Annotated in this window: 19 protein-coding genes; 13 read left to right on the forward strand and 6 right to left on the reverse strand. The window is 65.1% G+C overall.

What is annotated here, in order from left to right; translation table 11 throughout:
• Positions 1–162: 162 nt before the first annotated feature.
• The 5 genes from LGM56_RS11550 (at position 163) to LGM56_RS11570 (ending at position 4,594) form a co-directional block, all read left to right on the forward strand.
• Positions 163–1,197: a methionine ABC transporter ATP-binding protein gene (locus LGM56_RS11550; protein ID WP_089430771.1), complete on the forward strand. Its 1,035-nt coding sequence runs from the start codon at positions 163–165 to the stop codon at positions 1,195–1,197.
• Complete coding sequence (locus LGM56_RS11555; RefSeq protein ID WP_011351347.1) at positions 1,187–1,840, forward strand: methionine ABC transporter permease; 654 nt, start codon at positions 1,187–1,189, stop codon at positions 1,838–1,840. Before LGM56_RS11550 ends, LGM56_RS11555 begins: the two co-directional genes overlap by 11 nt.
• A gap of 29 nt (positions 1,841–1,869) precedes the next feature.
• Entirely contained in the window at positions 1,870–2,664 is a 795-nt protein-coding gene (locus tag LGM56_RS11560; RefSeq protein WP_226204635.1) for a MetQ/NlpA family ABC transporter substrate-binding protein, read from the forward strand.
• Between the two features lie 228 nt (positions 2,665–2,892).
• Positions 2,893–3,642, forward strand: a complete 750-nt coding sequence (locus LGM56_RS11565) for an electron transfer flavoprotein subunit beta/FixA family protein (protein ID WP_226204636.1) — start codon at positions 2,893–2,895, stop codon at positions 3,640–3,642.
• Positions 3,643–3,658: 16 nt separating this feature from the next.
• Positions 3,659–4,594 (forward strand): electron transfer flavoprotein subunit alpha/FixB family protein, encoded by a 936-nt coding sequence (locus LGM56_RS11570; protein WP_089494340.1) that lies wholly within the window; start codon positions 3,659–3,661, stop codon positions 4,592–4,594.
• Between the two features lie 207 nt (positions 4,595–4,801).
• On the opposite strand, the gene LGM56_RS11575 is transcribed toward LGM56_RS11570, so the two are convergent.
• Positions 4,802–6,088, reverse strand: a complete 1,287-nt coding sequence (locus LGM56_RS11575; RefSeq protein WP_011351352.1) for a D-amino acid dehydrogenase — start codon at positions 6,086–6,088, stop codon at positions 4,802–4,804.
• Between the two features lie 145 nt (positions 6,089–6,233).
• Here LGM56_RS11575 and LGM56_RS11580 point away from each other — a divergent pair, with 145 nt between their 5' ends.
• Together LGM56_RS11580 and LGM56_RS11585 are read left to right on the forward strand one after the other, a co-directional pair.
• Positions 6,234–6,722 (forward strand): Lrp/AsnC ligand binding domain-containing protein, encoded by a 489-nt coding sequence (locus LGM56_RS11580; protein ID WP_011351353.1) that lies wholly within the window; start codon positions 6,234–6,236, stop codon positions 6,720–6,722.
• A 90-nt stretch (positions 6,723–6,812) separates the two neighbouring features.
• A complete protein-coding gene (locus LGM56_RS11585; RefSeq protein ID WP_226204637.1) occupies positions 6,813–7,994 on the forward strand; it encodes a PA0069 family radical SAM protein in 1,182 nt (393 codons plus the stop codon).
• Between the two features lie 49 nt (positions 7,995–8,043).
• On the opposite strand, the gene LGM56_RS11590 is transcribed toward LGM56_RS11585, so the two are convergent.
• Together LGM56_RS11590 and LGM56_RS11595 are read right to left on the reverse strand one after the other, a co-directional pair.
• On the reverse strand, positions 8,044–8,511 hold the full coding sequence (locus LGM56_RS11590) for an NINE protein (protein WP_226204638.1): 468 nt from the start codon (positions 8,509–8,511) through the stop codon (positions 8,044–8,046).
• Between the two features lie 109 nt (positions 8,512–8,620).
• Positions 8,621–9,760: a PQQ-dependent sugar dehydrogenase gene (locus tag LGM56_RS11595; RefSeq protein ID WP_226204639.1), complete on the reverse strand. Its 1,140-nt coding sequence runs from the start codon at positions 9,758–9,760 to the stop codon at positions 8,621–8,623.
• A 153-nt stretch (positions 9,761–9,913) separates the two neighbouring features.
• On the opposite strand from LGM56_RS11595, the gene rpsP reads away from it, so the two are divergent.
• From rpsP to LGM56_RS11625, 6 genes are all read left to right on the forward strand, one after another.
• Positions 9,914–10,168: a 30S ribosomal protein S16 gene (gene rpsP, locus LGM56_RS11600; protein WP_006476550.1), complete on the forward strand. Its 255-nt coding sequence runs from the start codon at positions 9,914–9,916 to the stop codon at positions 10,166–10,168.
• Positions 10,169–10,210: 42 nt separating this feature from the next.
• The gene (gene rimM / locus LGM56_RS11605) at positions 10,211–10,891 is read left to right on the forward strand and encodes a ribosome maturation factor RimM (protein ID WP_089424816.1); all 681 of its coding nucleotides are present in this window, start codon (positions 10,211–10,213) and stop codon (positions 10,889–10,891) included.
• A 1-nt stretch (position 10,892) separates the two neighbouring features.
• Entirely contained in the window at positions 10,893–11,687 is a 795-nt protein-coding gene (gene trmD / locus LGM56_RS11610; protein WP_226204641.1) for a tRNA (guanosine(37)-N1)-methyltransferase TrmD, read from the forward strand.
• 133 nt (positions 11,688–11,820) lie between these two features.
• Positions 11,821–12,213, forward strand: coding sequence for a 50S ribosomal protein L19 (rplS, locus tag LGM56_RS11615; RefSeq protein WP_006753174.1), 393 nt, complete (start codon positions 11,821–11,823; stop codon positions 12,211–12,213).
• An 87-nt stretch (positions 12,214–12,300) separates the two neighbouring features.
• Positions 12,301–12,987: a CoA pyrophosphatase gene (locus tag LGM56_RS11620; RefSeq protein ID WP_069247448.1), complete on the forward strand. Its 687-nt coding sequence runs from the start codon at positions 12,301–12,303 to the stop codon at positions 12,985–12,987.
• Between the two features lie 120 nt (positions 12,988–13,107).
• Complete coding sequence (locus tag LGM56_RS11625; RefSeq protein ID WP_011351361.1) at positions 13,108–14,046, forward strand: CobD/CbiB family protein; 939 nt, start codon at positions 13,108–13,110, stop codon at positions 14,044–14,046.
• Positions 14,047–14,110: 64 nt separating this feature from the next.
• Here LGM56_RS11625 and LGM56_RS11630 read toward each other — a convergent pair whose 3' ends face one another.
• The 3 genes from LGM56_RS11630 to LGM56_RS11640 form a co-directional block, all read right to left on the reverse strand.
• Positions 14,111–14,431: a DUF2007 domain-containing protein gene (locus tag LGM56_RS11630; RefSeq protein WP_226204644.1), complete on the reverse strand. Its 321-nt coding sequence runs from the start codon at positions 14,429–14,431 to the stop codon at positions 14,111–14,113.
• 66 nt (positions 14,432–14,497) lie between these two features.
• Complete coding sequence (gene rsgA / locus LGM56_RS11635; protein ID WP_226204647.1) at positions 14,498–15,439, reverse strand: ribosome small subunit-dependent GTPase A; 942 nt, start codon at positions 15,437–15,439, stop codon at positions 14,498–14,500.
• Entirely contained in the window at positions 15,436–16,695 is a 1,260-nt protein-coding gene (locus LGM56_RS11640) for a M48 family metallopeptidase (protein WP_011351364.1), read from the reverse strand. Before LGM56_RS11640 ends, rsgA begins: the two co-directional genes overlap by 4 nt.
• Positions 16,696–16,801: the final 106 nt, after the last annotated feature.

Here is a 16,801-nt window from a genome sequence, read left to right on the forward strand (position 1 = left end):
GCGGCGCGCCAGCGGGGCTCCTCTAATTTCGTGCGGTTATGAAAAGATCGAAATCGATTATTAAGGGGAATGAGGGGTTTGCGGTAAAATCGACGGCTATTCCAGATGCATCGGCGGCCGACTGGCGGGCCAACTCGCCAGCCGGGCCGCCGTTTTGTTTACATGATCGAATTACGCAATCTTTCGCAGCGATTTCCCGGGCCGGGTGGCTGGGTCGAGGCGCTGCGCAACATCAACCTGACGATTCCGCAGGGTGAGGTGTTCGGCATCATCGGCCGAAGCGGCGCCGGCAAGAGCACGCTCGTGCGCACCATCAACCTGCTCACGCGGCCGACCGAAGGCAATGTCGTCGTCGGCGGGCGCGATCTCACGCTGCTGCCGGCTGGCGCGCTGCGCGAGGCGCGCCGCGAGATCGGCATGATCTTCCAGCACTTCAACCTGCTGTCGTCGCGCACGGTGTTCGACAACGTCGCGCTGCCGCTCGAACTGGCCGGCGCAAGCCGTGCCGAGATCGAGGCCGCCGTGCTGCCGCTGCTCGACCTCGTCGGGTTGTCCGCGCAGAAGGATCGCTATCCGTCGCAGATCAGCGGCGGGCAGAAGCAGCGCGTCGGCATCGCCCGCGCGCTCGCGAGCCGGCCGAAGGTACTGCTGTCGGACGAAGCGACGTCCGCGCTCGATCCCGAGACCACGCGTTCGATTCTCGATCTGCTGAAGCGCATCAACCGTGAGCTCGGCCTGACGATCGTGCTGATCACGCACCAGATGGAAGTGATCAAGCAGGTGTGCGATCGCGTCGCGGTACTCGATGCGGGGCGCGTGGTCGAGGAAGGCCGCGTGATCGACGTGTTCTTGCAGCCGCATCACGAAGTGACGCGCGCGCTGATCGGCGACGTGATCGCGCAGGAATTGCCGCCCGCGCTGAAGGTGCGCGTGGCCGAGCGGCTGAAGACGGGCAGCGGGCATCTGCTGCGGCTCGCGTTCACGGGCTCGGGTGTCGACCAGCCGATCCTGTCCGAGACGATCCGCCGGTACGAACTCGATTTCAACATCCTGCACGGCCAGATCGACGAGATCCAGGGGCAGGCATTCGGTTCGCTCGCGGTGCTCGCGGGCGGCGAGCCGGGCAAGGTCGGCCAGGCGCTCGCGTTCCTGCGCGAGCAAGGTGTGGTGGTAGAGGAGCTTTCGTATGTTGAGTGAGATGTTCGATATGTTCGTCCAGTCGTTCTGGGAGACGCTGATCATGGTCGGCATCTCCGGGGTGGTTGGCGCGCTCGTCGGCCTGCCGCTCGGTGTGCTGCTCTACCTGACCGACCGCCAGGGCGTGCTGCAGAACCTCGCGGTGAATCGCGTGCTCGGCGGCATTGTGAATGCCGTCCGCTCGACGCCGTTCATCATCCTGCTGGTCGCGGTGATTCCGTTTACGCGGCTCGTCACGGGGTCGTCGATCGGCACGGCCGCGGCGGTCGTGCCGCTGACGCTCGCGGCCGCGCCGTTCATCGCGCGTCTCGTCGAGACGGCGTTGCGCGAAGTCGACCGCGGGCTGATCGAGGCTGCCCAATCGATGGGCGCGACCACGTCGCAGATCGTCTTCAAGGTGCTGCTGCCCGAATCGCTGCCGGGCGTCGTCGCGGGCCTGACGATCACGTTCGTGTCGCTGGTCGGCTATTCGGCGATGGCGGGCGCGATCGGCGGCGGCGGCCTCGGCGATCTCGGGATCCGCTACGGCTACCAGCGCTATCTGCCCGAAGTGATGTGGACGGTGGTCGCGATCCTGATCGTGTTCGTGCAGATCGTGCAGTCGTTCGGCGACTGGCTCGTCCGCCGGCTGAGCCACAAGTAAAACAAGATTGATCCGTCAGGGGACACACGATGCAACGACGCTTCATGCTGAAATTCGCGGCGGTACTGGGCGCGGCCTCGCTGTTCGCGGGCGCACACGCGCAGGCCGAAACCATCAAGGTGGGCGTGACGGGCGGGCCGCACGCGCAGATCATGGAAGCGGTGAAGAAGGTCGCGGCGAAGAGCGGCCTCGACATCCGCATCGTCGAATTCTCCGATTACGTGCAGCCGAACGCCGCGCTTGCGTCGGGCGACCTCGATGCGAACAGCTACCAGCACGATCCGTATCTGCAGGCGCAGGTGAAGGACCGCGGCTACAAGCTGGTCAAGGTCGCGGATACCGTCACGTTCCCGATGGGCATCTATTCGAAGCGCGTGAAGTCGCTGGCCGAATTGAAGCCGGGCGCGCGCATCGCGGTCCCGAACGATCCGACCAACGGCGGCCGTGCGCTGCTGTTGCTGCAGAAGCAGGGCCTGCTGAAGCTGCGCGCGGACGCGGGGCTGAAGGCGACGCCGCTCGATATCGTCGACAATCCGCGCAAGCTGAAGATCGTCGAACTCGATGCGGCGCAGATTCCGCGCTCGCTCGGTGACGTCGACGCGGCTGCGATCAATACCAACTACGCGATGGAAGCGGGGTTGAAACCGAAACAGGACGCGATCGCGATCGAGGGCCCGAACGGCCCGTACGCGAACATCCTCGCGATCCGCGAGGCGGACCGGAACAAGCCGTGGGTCGCGAAACTGGTCGCGGCCTATCATTCGGCCGACGTGAAGCAGTTCATCGAAGGCAAGTTCGGCGGCGCGGTCATTGCCGCCTGGTAACAGGTGAAGCACGCGGCGCCCGGCGAGATTAGAGTCGATGATCGAAAACCCGGGCTTTGCGTCCGGGTTTTTTCTCTTTTAAAATAGAACGACCGTTCGATATCATTGGCGCGTCGCCAAGAAGCGGTATCCTCGACAACCACGAAGGTTGGGTCCGCTTGGCCGCGCAGTCATGAGGCCTCGCTATAGAATGGCCTCTGGTCGTATTCGTAACTTTGGAGCGTGTGCATGAAAATCCTGGTGCCAGTGAAAAGAGTGGTCGATTACAACGTGAAGGTCCGCGTGAAGTCGGACAACACGGGTGTCGACATCGCGAACGTGAAGATGTCGATGAACCCGTTCGACGAAATCGCGGTTGAAGAAGCCGTGCGCCTGAAGGAAGCGGGCGTGGCGACCGAAGTGATCGCCGTGTCGGTGGGCGTCACGCAAGCGCAGGAAACGCTGCGTACGGCGCTGGCGATCGGCGCGGATCGCGCGATCCTCGTCGAATCGAACGATGGCGTCGAGCCGCTGGGCGTCGCAAAGATCCTGAAGGCGCTGGTGGACAAGGAACAGCCGCAACTGGTGATCCTCGGCAAGCAGGCGATCGACGACGATTCGAACCAGACCGGCCAGATGCTGGCTGCGCTGGCTGGCCTGCCGCAAGCGACGTTCGCATCGAAGGTCACGGTGGCCGACGGTAAGGCAACGGTCGCCCGCGAAGTGGACGGCGGCGCGGAAACGCTGTCGCTGTCGCTGCCGGCCGTCATCACGACCGACCTGCGCCTGAACGAGCCGCGTTACGTGACGCTGCCGAACATCATGAAGGCGAAGAAGAAGCCGCTGGAAACCGTGAAGCCGGAAGACCTGGGCGTCGACGTTACGCCGCGTCTGAAGACGCTGAAAGTGGTCGAGCCGCCGAAGCGCGCCGCCGGCGTGAAGGTGCCGGACGTGAAGACGCTGGTCGAGAAGCTGAAGACCGAAGCCAAGGTGCTGTAAGAGGGAGCGGAAAGAAATGACGATTCTGGTGATTGCAGAACACGACAACGCGTCGATCAAGGCCGCGACGTTGAACACGGTGGCGGCGGCAGCGAAGATCGGCGGTGACATTCACGTGCTGGTCGCGGGCCACAACGCGCAAGCGGCTGCGGACGCAGCAGCGAAGATCGCAGGTGTGTCGAAGGTCCTCCTGGCCGACGCGCCGCAACTCGAAGCGGGCCTCGCGGAAAACGTCGAAGCGACCGCACTGAACATCGCGAAGGACTACTCGCACATCCTCGCGCCGGCGACGGCCTACGGCAAGAACATCGCGCCGCGCATCGCCGCGAAGCTGGACGTCGCGCAGATCTCGGACATCACGGCAGTCGATTCGGCCGACACGTTCGAGCGCCCGATCTACGCAGGCAACGCGATCGCGACGGTGCAGTCGAGCGATCCGATCAAGGTCATCACGGTGCGTGCGACGGGTTTCGATCCGGTGGCAGCGGAAGGCGGCAGCGGGTCGGTCGAGAAGATCGACGCGGCAGCCGATGCCGGCAAGTCGCAGTTCGTGAGCCGTGAAGTGACGAAGCTGGACCGTCCGGAACTGACGAGCGCAAGCATCATCGTGTCGGGCGGCCGCGGTCTGGGCAGCGGCGAGAACTACACGAAGGTGCTGGAGCCGCTGGCGGACAAGCTGTCGGCAGCACTGGGTGCTTCGCGCGCGGCAGTCGACGCAGGCTACGTGCCGAACGACTATCAGGTCGGCCAGACCGGCAAGATCGTCGCACCGCAGCTGTACATCGCGGTCGGCATCTCGGGTGCGATCCAGCATCTGGCCGGCATGAAGGATTCGAAGGTGATCGTCGCGATCAACAAGGATCCGGAAGCACCGATCTTCAGCGTGGCCGACTATGGCCTCGTCGGTGATCTGTTCGCGCTCGTGCCGGAGCTCGTAGCCGAGCTAGGCTAAAGCCGCTTCAGCGGTAAGCACACGAGAAGAGGGGCGCGACGAGCGCCCCTTTTTTCGCCATCGGCAGCGGGGAAAGAGGGTGACACCTCATGAACCATCACGCCGCTGCCCGGCATGACAACGCGATTCGATGAAATGAAAACGGCGCCCCGAAGGGCGCCGTTCTTTTTGATGCCGGCCGTTTGCACGGCCGCGGGCTGTGTCGGCTTATGCGTATGCCGGGCGCGTCTGGCCGGCCACGTCCTTCAGGTAACGATGCACCGACAGGTCGTCGGCCTGGATCGCAGGCATCTTGCCCGAGATCAGGTCCGCGAGCAGCTGGCCCGAGCCGCACGACATCGTCCAGCCGAGCGTGCCGTGGCCGGTGTTCAGGAACAGGTTCGACACCGGCGTACGGCCGACGATCGGCGTGCCGTCCGGCGTCATCGGGCGCAGGCCCGTCCAGAACGTTGCCTTTGACGTGTCGCCGCCGCCCGGGAACAGGTCGTTCACGCACATTTCGAGCGTTTCGCGGCGTGCGGCACGCAGCTTCTTGTCGAAGCCGACGATTTCCGCCATGCCGCCGACGCGGATGCGCTGGTCGAAACGCGTGATCGCGATCTTGTAGGTCTCGTCGAGCACGGTCGACACGGGCGCGGCCGCTTCGTTGACGATCGGCGCGGTGATCGAATAGCCCTTCAGCGGATAGACGGGGATCTTCATCAGGTTCGAGATGAAGCTCGTCGAGTACGAGCCGAGCGCGACGACGTACGCGTCCGCGCGCACCGTTTCGCTGCCGCACTGCACACCGGCGATCTTGCCGCCCGCGATCGCGAGCGCATCGATCGGCGTGTTGTAGCGGAACTTCACGCCAAGCGATTCGGCGAGCGCGGCAAGGCGCGTCGTGAACAGCTGGCAGTCGCCCGTTTCGTCACCCGGCAGGCGCAGGCCGCCCGTCAGCTTGTGCGAGACGGCGGCAAGCGCCGGCTCGGCTTTCTTCAGGTCGGCCGGGGAAAGCAGTTCGAACGGCACGTTCGCTTCCTGCAGGACGGCGATGTCCTTCGCCGCGCCGTCGAGTTGCTGCTGCGTGCGGAACAGTTGCAGCGTGCCGCCCGTGCGGCCTTCGTACTGGATGCCGGTATCGGCGCGCAGTGCCTGCAGGCAGTCGCGGCTGTATTCGGCGAGGCGGACCATGCGGCCCTTGTTGACCGCGTAGCGCTCGGCCGTGCAGTTGCGCAGCATCTGATACATCCATTGGAGCTGGAAGCGCGTGCCGTCGAGGCGGATCGCGAGCGGCGCGTGCTTTTCGAACATCCACTTGACGGCCTTCAGCGGTACGCCGGGTGCGGCCCACGGCGCGGCATAGCCGGGGGAGATCTGGCCTGCGTTCGCGAAGCTCGTCTCGAGCGCCGGGCCGGCTTCCCGGTCGATCACCGTGACTTCATGGCCGGCGCGCGCGAGGTAATACGCGCTTGCCACGCCCACCACACCGCTGCCCAGAATGACGACTCGCATAGCTGCTCCAGATGGAAGGGACCAGATCGAGGCCGGGCGCACCTGCGTCTCCGTGTAACCTCTAGCTGATCTAGTTTTTTGCGCTATGGTATTGTCGAATGTGTAGGTTTTGTTATCGTATTTTTCAGGTTTTCAGCATAAACAAATGAGAACGCAACGTCAGCCCGTACGCTCGCTCGACAAGCTCGACCGACGCATCCTGAAACTGCTGCAGGACGACGGCCGGATGGCGATGAAAGACCTTGCGGAACAGGTTGGACTGACCGTGACGCCGTGTATCGAGCGTGTGCGGCGTATGGAGCGCGATGGCGTGATCACCGGCTATCACGCGCGGGTCGACCCGCACCAGCTGGATGCCGCGCTGCTGGTGTTTGTCGAGATCACGCTCGGCCACAAGGGCGGCAACATGTTCGAGCAGTTCCGCCGCGAAGTGATGAAGATCGACGAGGTGCTCGAGTGTCACCTCGTGTCCGGTGATTTCGACTACCTGATCAAGGCGCGGATCGGCGAGATGGCCGACTACCGGAAGCTGCTCGGCGACATCCTGCTGCAGCTGCCCGGCGCCGTGCAGTCGAAGAGCTATGTCGTGATGGAAGAAATCAAGGAGACGCTGACGATCGCGGTAGGCGACTGACGCGCCCGCGGCGGCCCGTCGGGCCCTTTATCCCGCCCTTGGCAGCCTGCACCCAATACTGTATAAATATACAGTATTGGGTGCAGGCGAATGGGTGGGCACATGGACGATCGATCCGACAGCGAATTTCCGATAGCGCCGCCCGTGCCCCGCAAGGGGCGCGGTGCGGTCGACAACTTGCAGGGGCGGTACGAGATCGCGCAGCGCGAAGCGGTCGACGACGGCTGGACACACGAGTCGGACGATACCGATTTCCCCGCGCCGCTGCGCACGCAGGTCTTCGAGGAGCGTGCGAAGAGCATCCTGACGCGCAACCAGTCGCCCGACATTCCATTCAGCGTATCGCTCAATCCGTATCGCGGCTGCGAGCACGGTTGCATCTATTGTTTTGCACGGCCGACGCACAGTTATCTCGGCCTGTCGCCGGGGCTCGATTTCGAAAGCCGCATCTATGCGAAGGTCAATGCGGCCGAACTGCTCGAGCGCGAGATTTCACGCAAGCGCTACGTGCCGGAGCCGATCGCGCTCGGCGTCAACACCGACGCCTACCAGCCGGTCGAGCGCGACCTGCGCATCACGCGCAGCGTGATCCAGGTGATGCACGATCGCGGGTTGCCGTTCGCCGCGATCACGAAGTCGTCGCTGATCGAGCGTGATCTCGACCTGCTCGCGCCGATGGCCGAACGCGGGCAGGTGATGGCGGCGGTCACGATCACGACACTCGATGCCGATCTCGCGCGCACGCTCGAGCCGCGCGCGGCAACACCGGCGCGCAGGTTGCGTACGATTCGTGCGCTGAGCGAGGCGGGCGTGCCGGTCGGCGTGAGCATTGCCCCGATGATTCCGTTCGTCACCGAGCCCGACATGGAGCGCGTGCTCGAGGCGTGCGCGCAAGCCGGCGCGACGCATGCGAGCTACATCATCTTGAGGCTGCCGTGGGAAGTCGCGCCGCTGTTCAAGAACTGGCTTGCCGCGCATTTTCCGGATCGCGCGGAGCGCGTGATGAACCGCGTGCGCGACATGCGCGGCGGGAAGGACTACGACTCGGATTTCTCGAAACGGATGAAGGGCGAGGGGATCTGGGCCGACCTGCTGCGGCAGCGTTTCCGCCAGGCCGTCAAGCGGCTCGGGTTGAACGAGCGCACGAACGGGATTCTCGATCTGTCGCAGTTTCGCGGTGCGCCGGCCGCCGCGGCGCCGCGCGTTGCTGTTCGTTCAGCCGCGACGCGGTCGATGCAGTCGCGTGACGACTCGCAATTGAACCTGTTCTGACCGGCGTGCCAAACCGAAGCAGGGCGCCTGTGCGTAGCGGCCGTTACGCTTACTGCGAAATCTGCTTCGCCGCTTCGACCTGTGACTCGAAGTACGTCTGGAACGACAGCGCGAGCGCGGTCATCAGCAGGAAGGCACCGATCAGCAGCGAGAAGATCACCACGAAGATCACGGTCCAGCCCGACTTGCTGTGCTTGCCTGTCTCCGCGTTGAATTGCGCGTCCCATTTTTCATCGGGGCGCAGCCCGTAGACGAGCGCGGCAAGGAACGCCGCCAGCAGCGAGATCGCGCCGGGAACGGCAAGCCACCAGCCGAGGCCCGCGCTGCGCTGGGTTGCGGCGAGCAGGAGGAAGCCCGGAATGCCGGCGATCGTCGCGAGCAGGTGCGCCCAGCCGAACACGTCGCGAAAGCCATACAGATAGAAGCGGTGCGCGCCGAGCGATCCGAGCAGGAACGCGAGGGCGGCGGTGAGCGTCTTGGAGCGAAAGCGGCGGGACGGTGCGGTGCTGCTGGACATGGATGGCGGCGTATTGTCGTTGGCATGGGCGGCCGGCGGGCCGGCGCGGGCGCGCGGCCCGGCACGCATTCTACGATGCCCGGTCGGGCCCGGTCATCCCTGTCCTGCGTCAAGGTGCCGCATAGGTCACGCGGTAGATCGCACCCGCGTAGTCGTCGCTGACAAGCAGCGAGCCGTCCGGCAGCGGCAGTACGTCGGCGGGGCGCCCCCATACCGTGCCGTCGGGTCGTAGCCAGCCCGTGACGAACGGGGTCTGGCGCGACTGGCTGCCATCCGCCGAGACGACGACGCGCATCACGCGGTATCCGACCTTCGTGCTGCGATTCCACGAGCCGTGTTCGGCGATGAAGACGTTATTGCGATACGACGCCGGAAACATCGACCCTGTATAGAAGCGCATGCCGAGTGCTGCGACGTGAGCCCCGAGTTTCAATACGGGCGGCACATAACGGCGGCATACGTCGGCGCCGCCGAATTCGGGGTCGGGCGTGTCGCCGCCATGGCAGTATGGGAAGCCGAAGTCGAGGCCGGCGCGCGGTGCGCGGTTCAGCTTGTCGTCGGGCACGTCGTCGCCCATCATGTCGCGCCCGTTGTCGGTAAACCAAAGCTCGCCCGAATCGGGGTGCCACGCGAAGCCGACCGTATTGCGTACGCCGCGGGCGACCACCTCGTTCCCGCTGCCGTCCGCCTTCATGCGTGCGATGATCGCGTAGCGGTTGCGATCGGCGAGACAGACGTTGCACGGTGCGCCGGTCGGGACATACAGCTTGCCGTCGGGGCCGAACGCGATGAATTTCCAGCCGTGATGGTGTTCGGTCGGCAGCGCGTCGGTGACGACGGCAGGTGCGGGCGGCGTGGCCAGCCGGTCGTCGATACGATCCAGACGCAGAATGCGTGAGACGGCGGATATATAGAGCGCGCCGCCACGGTAGGCGACGCCGACGGGCATGTCGAGCCCGGACGCTACAACATAGCGCGCACTGATCCGGCCCTCGTGCATGACGAATGCGTGAACGCGGCCTTCCCGGGTGCCGACATACAGGATGCCGCGTGGCGACCACGCCATTTCGCGCGCGGTCGGTACCGCGTCGACCAGCACTTCGACGTGGAAGCCGGGCGGCACGACGAGTTCGCCCACCGGCAACGGCGCGGCAAACGCCAGTGCGGACACGAGGCAGGCAAGGCCGGCAAGCAGCGCCGCGAAATGGTGCTGCGCGCGGCGCATCGAGGCGGCGCGAAGGGGCGGCATGACGGTGTGGAACCTCCCGGACACGACGATTGTATGCCCGGCGGACAGGCCGCCTCCGGATTTTTTCCGCGTAAGTGTTTGTTGTACCTCTAGTTTCCGGCTATAATCGCGTGTTTCAGTAGTTTCGAACCCGGTTTTCCCGAAGGACATCATATGGTTATCATCCGTCTGGCTCGTGGCGGCTCGAAGAAGCGCCCGTTCTACAACATCGTTGCTACCGATTCGCGCAACCGTCGTGACGGCCGCTTCATCGAGCGCGTCGGCTTCTACAACCCGGTCGCTACGAAGGGCGAATCGCTGCGTATCGCTCAGGATCGTCTGACGTACTGGCAAGGTGTTGGCGCGCAACTGTCGCCGACCGTCCAGCGTCTCGTGAAGGAAGCGCAAAAGGCGCAACCGGCTGCCTAACATGGCACGGTGTGCCGGTCGTGCCGGCTGTGAGGTGCATTGATGGCGGGTCACGATTCCGGTAATGCAAGGCGCGGGCGTGCGTCGTTTGGCGCATTCGTCCGCAAGCCGGTCGAGCGCGACGCTGTCGCGAACGCCGGTCAGGCTGCCGAGCAGCAGGGCAGTCTCGAAGTGGCGCAAGCCTGGCCCGACGATGCCGTCGAGGTCGGAGCGGTGGTCGACGCCTATGGCCTGAAGGGTTGGGTCAAGGTGGCGACGCATGCCGACGCCGGCCGCGGTGGCGATGCGCTGCTCAAGGCGCGCCACTGGTGGCTGGAACGCGGTGCGGAGCGGCTTTCCGTCCGCATCGTGCAGTCGAAGGCGCACAGCGACACCGTCGTTGCGCAACCCGCGGGCGTCAGCGACCGCGATGCCGCGTACGCGATGCGCGGCTTTCGCGTGTTCGTGCGCCGGGAAGATTTCCCGGCATTGGCCGCGGACGAATTCTATTGGGTCGACCTGATCGGTCTCGACGTCGTCAACGAGCAATCGGTGGCGCTCGGGAAGGTGAGCGGGATGATCGACAATGGCGTGCATTCGATCATGCGTGTCGAGTATCCGGCGACCGGCAAAGACGGTCAGCCGACTACCGACGAGCGGTTGATTCCGTTCGTCGGCGTATACGTCAAAACGGTGGATCAGGCGGCGCGTCGCATCGTCGTCGACTGGGAAGCCGATTACTGAAATGAACCAGGTTACCGAGAGCGCGGTGCAGTTCGACGTCGTCACGCTCTTTCCCGAGATGTTCCGTGCACTGACCGACTGGGGGATCACCAGCCGGGCCGTCAAGCAAGGGCGCTTCGGGCTGCGCACCTGGAATCCGCGTGATTTCACGACGGACAACTACCGCACGGTCGACGATCGTCCGTACGGGGGTGGTCCGGGCATGGTGATGCTGGCCAGGCCGCTCGAAGCCGCAATCGATGCCGCGAAAGCGGCGCAGGCGGAGCAGGGCATCGCGAGCACGCGTGTCGTGATGATGTCGCCGCAGGGCGCGCCGCTCACGCACGATCGTGCGGTGCGGATGGCGCAGGAACCCGGTGTCGTCGTGCTGTGCGGCCGCTACGAAGCGATCGACCAGCGCCTGCTCGATCGTTGCGTCGACGAGGAAATCAGCCTCGGCGATTTCGTCCTGTCCGGCGGAGAATTGCCGGCGATGGCGATGATGGATGCTGTCGTACGGTTGCTGCCAGGTGTGCTGAACGATTCGCTGTCGGCCGTGCAGGACAGTTTCGCTGACGGCCTGCTCGATTGTCCGCACTACACGCGCCCCGAGGAATACGACGGCGTGCGCGTACCGGACGTGCTGCTCGGCGGGCATCATGCCGAGATCGAGAAGTGGCGGCGCCAGGAAGCATTGAGAAATACGTTGCGGAAGCGGCCGGACCTGATCGTCCGGGCGCGCCGCGAGAAGTTGTTGAGCCGTGCCGACGAGGCGTGGCTCGCGAACCTCGCACGCGAAGCGAAGGACGCCACCTGAGGCGGCTGCGCGAGCGGGAATTGGCGGTGCCGTACATACGTGTGCGGCGCCTGATGTGAATCCATCCTCTATCGGGGCCAGGCCTGGAAGCAGGCGGGTGTGAACGCCGACACGATGGCATAAGGAGTCAGTAATGAATCTGATCGCAAAACTTGAGCAGGAAGAAATCGAGCGCGCGCTCGCCGGCAAGACGATCCCCGAATTCGCCCCGGGCGACACGGTGATCGTGAACGTGAACGTGGTTGAAGGTAACCGCAAGCGCGTTCAGGCTTACGAAGGCGTCGTGATCGCGATTCGCAACCGTGGTCTGAACTCGAACTTCATCGTCCGCAAGATCTCGTCGGGCGAAGGCGTCGAGCGTACGTTCCAGACGTACTCGCCGCTGCTGGCAAGCATCGTCGTGAAGCGCCGCGGTGATGTGCGTCGTGCGAAGCTGTACTACCTGCGCGAGCGTTCGGGCAAGTCGGCTCGTATCAAGGAAAAGCTGGTGTCGAAGGATCGCGCCGCAGCAGCTTCCCAAGAGTAAGAGCTGTAAGGAAAAAGCACCCAACCGGGTGCTTTTTTCATTCTGGCGCGAGAATATGCTCGATACGACACGAACCCGAGAGCCCCATTGAATCGCCGCCCCATCATCGATCCCGAAGTCCTGCCGGTCGAAGGCACCGGCGCCGGCCTGCCGGCCATCGATTCCCGCCTGATGACGCCGTCCGGCCTGCGCGACCGTTTCGCGCGCACGCTCGAATGGAGCGTCGAGCCCGGCGAGGCGAGGCTGCAGGAGGGCGTCGATCCACGCAGCGCGGCCGTCCTCGTGCCGCTCGTCGTCCGCGAGTCCGGTCTCACCATGCTGCTGACCCAGCGCGCCGACCACCTGAACGACCACGCCGGACAAATCAGCTTCCCCGGCGGTCGTCGCGAGCCGTTCGATCGCGATGCAACCGCCACCGCGTTGCGCGAGGCGAAGGAAGAGATCGGTCTGGCAGACGAGCGTGTCGAGATCCTCGGCGCGCTGCCCGACTACCTGACCGGTACGGGCTTTTGCGTGACACCGGTGGTCGGCCTCGTGCATCCGCCGTTCACCGTGCAGGCCGACACGTTCGAAGTGGCCGAGATTTTCGAGGTCCCGCTCGCGTTCCTGATGAATCCCGCGAACCATCAGGTTCGTGTGTTCCGCTGGGAAGGCGGCGAGCGTCGTTTTTTTGCGATGCCCTATCCGAATGGCGAACCCGGCGGGCATTACTTCATCTGGGGCGCAACTGCCGGCATGTTGCGCAATCTGTACCGCTTCTTGGCCGCCGGCTAGGCGTGCACGATTATCGGCGTGCGTGGCCGGCTGGCGGGCGACTGCACCGGCAGCCATCCGGTGCTTACGCTGTGCTATCGTTATGCAAAAAATGACATAACTCCGAAGACGGCGCCACGCATGACTTTCTTTTCGGTTCTCCTCGCTCTCATCATCGAACAGGTCCGCGCGTTGTCGCCGAACAATCCGGTGTTCGCGCTGTTCCAGTTTCATGCGGAAACCGTCGCGCATGGTCTCGACGCGGGCAAGCAGAAGCACGGCATCCTCGCCTGGCTCGCGGTCGTGCTGCCGTGGGTGCTGATCGTCGCGCTGATCTATTTCCTGCTGTTCAAGGTGAGCTTCGTGCTCGCATTCATCTGGAACGTCGTCGTCGTGTATTTCACGCTCGGTTTCCGTCAGTTCAGCCATTACTTCACCGACATCCACCTCGCGCTCAATAACGACGACGTGCCGCGTGCGCGCGAAATCCTGCACGAGTGGACAGGCATCGACACGGTCGACATGCCGGTCGGCGAAATCGTCCGCCATACGCTGATTCACGCCGTGGTCGCATCGCATCGCCACGTGTTCGGCGTGTTCTTCTGGTACGTGCTGCCGATCGGGCCGGCCGGTGCCGTGCTGTACCGGATTTCCGAATACCTCGCGCGCAGCTGGTCGACGCCGGGCGACGACCGCACGGCGGCGTTCTCGACGTTCGCGCAGCGTGCGTTCTTCGTGATCGACTGGATTCCCGCGCGATTGACCGCGCTCGGCTTCGCGATCGTCGGCAATTTCGAGGACGCGATCTATGCGTGGCGCAACCACACGCGCCAGTGGCCCGATCCGAACGATGGCGTCCTGCTGGCAGCCGGCAGCGGCGCGCTCGGCGCACGCCTCGCGGGGCCGCTCGCGGAACCGTCGAGCCTCGATGCGCTGGCCGTCGGCGACAGCGGCCCGCTGACGGTCGGTGACGATTGCACGCCGCGGACGCTGCAATCCGCGGTGGGCCTCGTCTGGCGTGCGGTGATCCTGTGGATGATTCTGCTGCTGATGCTGACGCTCGCCGTCTGGGTGTCGTGACGGGGCAGTGCGGTACCCGATGAAAGGCAGAAGGCCGGCTTGAAGCCGGCCTTTTTGCTGTGGGTCAGTCGTCCTCCAGCGGATCGCGCACGGCGCCGCATTGCCAGCACGCGGTGAACTGGGCTTCGAGCGCCTCGCCGCACTGCCGGCAGCGCCACGGCGCGGCGCCGGCCGACGGGCCGTGCGACGCGGCATCGAGGAGCTTGCGCGCGAGCGCGTCGTCGCGTTCGTCGTCGAGCCACAGTTCGGGCGTGCAGGCGTCGGCGGGCAGGCCGCCGAGCGCGCCGGTCGCGTAGCAGTTATGCAGCTCGCAACCGATGCCGGCTACCTGAAGCACGTTGGCCCAGTGCTGTGCCGTCGCGAGATCGGGTGCCTTGAAACGCATCGCGGCTCCTATCGGTGAACGCCGGCCCGCATGGCGCCGGCTGGCCGCCGCGCGCGTGCCGTGCGGTCAGCGGACGATCTGGCTCGCCTCGTGCACGAGCTGCGCATACAGCGCATGCCGCGACGGTGCGATGCGGCCGTCGGCGACAGCGTCGAGAATCGCGCAGCCGGGTTCGTGCAGATGATGGCAATTATAGAAACGGCAGTCGGCCAGCAGCGGCCGGAACTCCGGAAAGGCGCGCTCGAGACGGCCTTCCGTCAGGTGGTAGAGGCCGAATTCCTGGAAGCCCGGCGAATCGATCAGCGCGCCGCCGCCCGCCAATGGGTAGAGGCGCGTGAACGTCGTCGTGTGACGGCCGCTGTTGAGCGCGGCCGAAATCTCGCGCGTGGCGGCTTCGGCATCGGGAACGAGCAGGTTCACGAGCGTCGACTTGCCCATCCCGGACTGGCCGAGCAGGATCGTCGAATGCCCGGCGAGGTGCGGCATCAGTTGTGCGCGCGCGTCGTCGGGTGAGCCCTTCACGGACAGCTCGAGCACGTCGTAGCCAAGGGCGCGGTAGGGCGCGAGGCGCTCGCGCGCGACCGGCAGCGCGGCTTCGACGTCGATCTTGTTCAGCACGACGAGCGGCTTCAGCTCGTTCGCCTCGGCGGCGATCAGCGCGCGGCCGAGCAGGTCCTCGCTGAAGTAGGGTTCGGTCGCGAGCACGATCAGCAATTGATCGAGGTTGGCCGCGAACAGCTTCGACTTGAACTGGTCGGAGCGATACAGCAGGTTGCGCCGCTTGCCGATCTCGACGATGACGCCCTGGTCGGCCGATGCGAGTTCGTACACGACGCGGTCGCCGACCGCGATGTCGCTCTTCTTGCCGCGCGGGAAGCACTGCAGCATCGGGCCGCCGTCGTCGGGCGCGACGATGTAGTGGCGCCCGTGTGCCGCGATCACGCGGCCTTCGACCCGTTGCGCATTCGACGCGCGCGGGGCCGGCTTGCGGGAGGTCGGCCGGCTCATGCGTGCTGCATCAGGCGGTCGATCCGCTGCGATGCAGGCGGATGCGAGTAGTAGAAGGCCGTGTAGACGGGGTCGGGCGTCAGCGTCGACGCGTTGTCCTCATAGAGCTTCACGAGCGCGCTGACGAGATCCTGCGCGTCGGTCTGGCTGGCGGCGAATGCGTCGGCCTCGAATTCGTGCTTGCGCGACGTGAGGCTGCCGAACGGCGTTGCGAAGAACAGGAACACGGGAATCGCGAGGAAGAACAGCACGAGCGCGGCGCCCGCGTTGCTCGTGTCGAGCGATGGCGTGACGCCGAGCCCCGTGTAGAACCACGTGCGTTGCGCCAGCCAGCCGAGCAGCGCGAGCAGCACGAGGCTCAGCACGAACGACACGAGCATCCGCTTCATCACGTGGCGACGCTTGAAGTGGCCGAGTTCGTGCGCGAGCACGGCTTCGATTTCCTGGCCGGACAGGCGCGCGAGCAGCGTGTCGAAGAACACGATCCGCTTCGACGCGCCGAAGCCCGTGAAGTATGCGTTGCCGTGCGCGGAGCGGCGGCTGCCGTCCATCACGAACAGCCCCTTCGCCGCAAAGCCGCAGCGCTTCATCAGCGACTCGATGCGCGCGCGCAGCGCGTCGTCCTTCAGCGGTTCGAACTTGTTGAAGATCGGTGCGATGAAGGTCGGGTAGATCAGCAGCACGAGCATCTGGAACGCGACCCAGACGATCCAGGTCCACAGCCACCACAGGCTGCCGGCCTGGTTCATCAGCCACAGCACGACGAACAGCAGAGGCAGGCCGAGCGCGGCGCCGAGCAGCGAGTTTTTCAGCATGTCGGTGAAGAACAGCCGCTTGGTCATCCGGTTGAAGCCGAAACGCTGTTCGATCCCGAACTGGCGGTAATACTCGAACGGGACGTCGATGACGCTCGTGATCACGAGCACGGCGGCGACGAGCGCGACCTGCTGCCCGTAGCCGCGGCCGATCCAGCCGGTGAGCAGCGTGTCGAGTGCGCCGACGCCGCCGAGCAGCGTGAGGCCGACCAGCACGGCCGCGCTGACGACGATTTCGAGCATCGTCAACCGGGTGCGCTCGACCGTATAGTCGGCCGCGCGCTGGTGGGCGGTCAGCGGGATGGTTGCGCTGAACTGCGCGGGGACGCCGTTGCGGTGCGCCGCGACGAAGCGGATCTGCCGCGACGCGAGCCACAGCTTGGTGACGACCATCGCGAGCACGGCGAGCGCGAACAGCAGGGTGAACGAAAAGGGTGACATCGAAGGCGCCAAAGGGTTCTATGCGAGAATTATATGTTCTAGCGGACCGGCCCCGCTGATGCGATGCCGGCCGCCCGGGCGGCGCCGCGCGCCGTCCGCCATTTTC

Source organism: Burkholderia sp. AU38729 (genome assembly GCF_020419725.1).
Taxonomy (GTDB): Bacteria; Pseudomonadota; Gammaproteobacteria; order Burkholderiales; family Burkholderiaceae; genus Burkholderia.

Bases quoted from the DNA above. Each gene is read 5' to 3' on its own strand.
- LGM56_RS11570 (WP_089494340.1), top strand. From the start codon at position 3,659: ATGACGATTCTGGTGATTGCAGAACACGACAACGCGTCGATCAAGGCC.
- rplS (WP_006753174.1), top strand. From the start codon at position 11,821: ATGAATCTGATCGCAAAACTTGAGCAGGAAGAAATCGAGCGCGCGCTC.
- trmD (WP_226204641.1), top strand. From the start codon at position 10,893: ATGAACCAGGTTACCGAGAGCGCGGTGCAGTTCGACGTCGTCACGCTC.
- rsgA (WP_226204647.1), bottom strand. From the start codon at position 15,439: ATGAGCCGGCCGACCTCCCGCAAGCCGGCCCCGCGCGCGTCGAATGCG.
- LGM56_RS11625 (WP_011351361.1), top strand. From the start codon at position 13,108: ATGACTTTCTTTTCGGTTCTCCTCGCTCTCATCATCGAACAGGTCCGC.
- LGM56_RS11630 (WP_226204644.1), bottom strand. From the start codon at position 14,431: ATGCGTTTCAAGGCACCCGATCTCGCGACGGCACAGCACTGGGCCAAC.
- LGM56_RS11580 (WP_011351353.1), top strand. From the start codon at position 6,234: ATGAGAACGCAACGTCAGCCCGTACGCTCGCTCGACAAGCTCGACCGA.
- LGM56_RS11575 (WP_011351352.1), bottom strand. From the start codon at position 6,088: ATGCGAGTCGTCATTCTGGGCAGCGGTGTGGTGGGCGTGGCAAGCGCG.
- LGM56_RS11585 (WP_226204637.1), top strand. From the start codon at position 6,813: ATGGGTGGGCACATGGACGATCGATCCGACAGCGAATTTCCGATAGCG.
- LGM56_RS11640 (WP_011351364.1), bottom strand. From the start codon at position 16,695: ATGTCACCCTTTTCGTTCACCCTGCTGTTCGCGCTCGCCGTGCTCGCG.
- LGM56_RS11595 (WP_226204639.1), bottom strand. From the start codon at position 9,760: ATGCCGCCCCTTCGCGCCGCCTCGATGCGCCGCGCGCAGCACCATTTC.
- LGM56_RS11560 (WP_226204635.1), top strand. From the start codon at position 1,870: ATGCAACGACGCTTCATGCTGAAATTCGCGGCGGTACTGGGCGCGGCC.
- rpsP (WP_006476550.1), top strand. From the start codon at position 9,914: ATGGTTATCATCCGTCTGGCTCGTGGCGGCTCGAAGAAGCGCCCGTTC.
- LGM56_RS11565 (WP_226204636.1), top strand. From the start codon at position 2,893: ATGAAAATCCTGGTGCCAGTGAAAAGAGTGGTCGATTACAACGTGAAG.
- LGM56_RS11555 (WP_011351347.1), top strand. From the start codon at position 1,187: ATGTTGAGTGAGATGTTCGATATGTTCGTCCAGTCGTTCTGGGAGACG.
- LGM56_RS11550 (WP_089430771.1), top strand. From the start codon at position 163: ATGATCGAATTACGCAATCTTTCGCAGCGATTTCCCGGGCCGGGTGGC.
- rimM (WP_089424816.1), top strand. From the start codon at position 10,211: ATGGCGGGTCACGATTCCGGTAATGCAAGGCGCGGGCGTGCGTCGTTT.
- LGM56_RS11590 (WP_226204638.1), bottom strand. From the start codon at position 8,511: ATGTCCAGCAGCACCGCACCGTCCCGCCGCTTTCGCTCCAAGACGCTC.